Origin of the sequence: Nocardiopsis lucentensis DSM 44048, from assembly GCF_000341125.1 — a bacterium.
In the GTDB taxonomy this organism is placed as follows: domain Bacteria; phylum Actinomycetota; class Actinomycetes; order Streptosporangiales; family Streptosporangiaceae; genus Nocardiopsis; species Nocardiopsis lucentensis.
On sequence record NZ_ANBC01000292.1, the window covers coordinates 1 to 3,163 of the forward strand.

At 71.5% G+C, this 3,163-nt stretch carries 4 protein-coding genes; 2 read left to right on the top strand and 2 right to left on the bottom strand.

Annotation, left to right across the window (positions count from 1 at the left end):
• Nucleotides 1-81 precede the first annotated feature (81 nt).
• Nucleotides 82-426, bottom strand: a complete 345-nt coding sequence (locus D471_RS0109980) for a BP74-related protein (RefSeq protein WP_017598487.1) — start codon at nucleotides 424-426, stop codon at nucleotides 82-84.
• 268 nt (nucleotides 427-694) lie between these two features.
• On the opposite strand from D471_RS0109980, the gene D471_RS0109985 reads away from it, so the two are divergent.
• Complete coding sequence (locus tag D471_RS0109985; protein ID WP_026127579.1) at nucleotides 695-1,651, top strand: cation diffusion facilitator family transporter; 957 nt, start codon at nucleotides 695-697, stop codon at nucleotides 1,649-1,651.
• Between the two features lie 194 nt (nucleotides 1,652-1,845).
• Entirely contained in the window at nucleotides 1,846-2,607 is a 762-nt protein-coding gene (locus tag D471_RS0109990; RefSeq protein WP_017598489.1) for a SpoIIAA family protein, read from the top strand.
• Nucleotides 2,608-2,641: 34 nt separating this feature from the next.
• On the opposite strand, the gene D471_RS0109995 is transcribed toward D471_RS0109990, so the two are convergent.
• The coding region (locus D471_RS0109995) for an aminotransferase class V-fold PLP-dependent enzyme (protein WP_017598490.1) at nucleotides 2,642-3,163 on the bottom strand (522 nt) is incomplete at its 5' end.

The window sequence follows — 3,163 nt, forward strand, 5'->3', positions numbered from 1 at the left end:
CGGTCGAACCCGACCACGTCGACTGGCACGGCCGCGAGGTCTTTCGCGGCGACCACCTGACTCTCGCCACGTAGTCCGGGGTCAGCCGACCTCGCGGACGACCGTGGCCCGCCACGGGCACCAGATCGATCCGGGAAGGAAGCCGTCGCCGACGACGTCCAGGTGCTCGCCGACATAGGACGGATGGGAGTCGCACACCTCGATCTCCCGCTGGAAGAAGGAGATGCTGGCGGGATCGAGGTGGAAGTCCCAGGCGGGGTTGTAGTCCACCCGCGCCTTGACGATCACGCCCTTGACGTTGACCCGCCTGGTCTCCTCCCCCGAGACGATCCTGCGCGCGTGGGCGATCCGCTTCCCGTTGGTCAGCTTGAAGACGAACTCGCTGTGCCCGGGGTACTGGAAGGCGAAGTAGGCGGTGTCGGCCATGGGGAGCCCCTCGGATACGTGGATACGGTCGGGTCCGTCACCGGGAGGCGCTGAGCGTACGCGGGGCGGACGCCGGTCAGAACACTACACCGGGCGACACGGTGAATGCCGAGGGTGTCTGATTCTCGGCGGTGCGCCGCTCGTGCGCCGCGGTGGCCGGACCCGGCCAGAGGACGGCACCCGTTCACCTCCGGTATGACCTGCGGTATCCGGCATCGCTAGGATGCGACCCGGACTGAACGGGAAAATCCAGAGAGACGAGAGCACAGTGGCTGCTGAAGGAAGTACCAAGGCCGTCGTCGTGGCGTTGGGGGCGAATCTCGGGATCGCCGCCACCAAGTTCGTGGCGTTCCTCCTCACGGGCTCCTCGTCCATGCTGGCGGAGTCCATCCACTCCGTCGCCGACTCCGGCAACCAGGGCCTGCTCCTCCTCGGAGGTAGGCGCGCCAAGCGCGACGCCACCTCCGCGCACCCCTTCGGCTACGGCCGCGAGCGCTATATCTACGCCTTCCTCGTCGCGATCGTGCTCTTCAGCGTCGGCGGCCTGTTCGCGCTCTACGAGGCCTGGCACAAGATCTCCGACCCGCACCCGATCGAGGACTGGCGCTGGGTCCCGATCGCCGTGCTGGGCGTCGCCATCATCCTGGAGTCGATGGCCATGCGCACGGCCATCAAGGAGTCCAACGCCGTGCGGGGCGAGGCCGGCTGGGTCGACTTCATCCGCCGGTCCAAGTCACCCGAACTGCCGGTCATCCTCCTGGAGGACGCGGGCGCCCTCCTCGGACTGGTGTTCGCGCTCACCGGTGTCAGCCTGACCCTCATCACCGGCAACGGCATCTGGGACGGCCTGGGCACCGCCGCGATCGGCCTCCTGCTCGTCGCGATCGCCGTCGTCCTGGCCGTCGAGATGAAGAGCCTCCTGGTCGGCGAGTCCGCCACCGAGGAGCACGTGCGCGAGATCGAGCGCGCCATCGCCGGGACCGAGGACATCGACTCCGTCATCCACATGCGCACCATGCACCTGGGGCCGGAGGAGCTGCTGGTGGCCGCCAAGGTGGAGGTCGACGGAGAGGACGACGCCGCTCGGGTCGCCCGCGCCATCGACGCGGCCGAGGCGCGCGTCCGGGAGACCGTCCCGATCGCCAGGCTCATCTACATCGAGCCCGACCTCAGGCGCTCCCTCCAGGCCGCCGAGGGAGCCGCCGCCTCCCCGGCCGACGAGTAGCCCTCGCCCTCCCGACCACGTCCCGCGCCCGAAGCCCCGTGCTCCGGGCGCGGTGTCCTGCGCCCACCCTCCGGCCCGCCCGGAGCGCACCCCGCGTGTACCCGGTGACGACCCGGGGTAGATCAGGTACGGCACCCCGCCCGTCCTCCCTCGTCCTGACCGAACCGCGTGACGGCTGTGAAGAGGAGAGGACCATGCTGGAACGGATCCCGGACGCGCCCGCCGGAGTCGACGCCCTGAAGGCCGTCGGCGACGTCACCAAGGACGACTACGAGACGGTGATCGACCCGATCGTCGACGAGGCCCGGCGCGAGGGGCGCCGCATCCGCATGCTCTGCGAGTTCGGCCCGGAGTTCGACTCCTTCACCCCCGGGGCCGCCTGGGAGGACCTCAAGGTCGGGATGGGCGCCATGCGGCTCTTCGAGGGCTGTGCGGTCGTCACCGACACCGGGTGGATCCGTGAGGCGACCCGCCTCGGACGCTTCCTGGCGCCGTGCCCGGTGCGCGTCTTCGACGTCGACGACCGCGGCGACGCCCTCCGCTGGCTGGCCTCCCTGCCCGAGGGGCCGGGCCTGTCCCACCGCCTCGATCCCCGCTCCCGGGTCCTGGTGGCCGAGGTCGAGGCGCCGCTGCGGGTCCAGGACTTCGACGCGCTGGCGCAGACGGCGGACACCTGGCTCGACACGCACGATGAGCTGGCCGGAATCGTCATCCACACCCGCGGCTTCCCCGGCTGGGAGAACATCGCGAGCCTCCTGCGCCATGTGCGCTTCGTCCGCGACCACCACCGACGGGTCCGCAGGGTGGCGCTGGCGGCGGACAGCGGGCTCGCCGGCCTGATGCCCCGTCTGGCCGATCACTTCGTCCGGGCCGAGCTGCGGCACTTCGACTACGACGACCTCGACGACGCCGTCGCCTGGGCCGCGGGCCCCCGGAAACCGGCCGACGGCGACTGAGGAACGCCCGGAGGCCCCGCGGCACCAGGACGGATCACCCGTCGCCGCGCGCGATCCCGTCGAGCGTGTCCACGGCCCGGTCGATGTCGCCGTGCGAGACGAAGTAGTGCGGTGAGGCGCGCACGACCGCCTCCAGCCCCCGGCGCTCCATGTCGAACCGGGTGGACTCGCGGCTGCTCACCGTGACGGCCACACCCGCGTCCCACAGCGCCGCGGCCACCCGCCTCGGCTCCGCACCGGCACAGGTGAACGTGACGATCCCGTTGTGGTCGGTCCCGATGTCGGTGACCTCGACACCCTCCACTCCGGCCAGCCCCCGCCGCAGCCGCCCGGCGCGGTCGGCGACGGCGTCGGCGACCGCCTCCAGCCCGAGGTCCAGCGCGTAGCGGGCGGCGGCGATCAGCCCCAGGCGCTCGGCCACGCCGTACTCCCACAGCTGGTGGACGCGGGCGTCGCCGCGGAGCCGGTAGGTGGTGGCGCTGTCCCACTCCGCTCCGGAGTGGTCGACCAGGAGCGGTCGCAGGCGCTCGGCGGCGGAGCGGCGGACCGCGAGGAA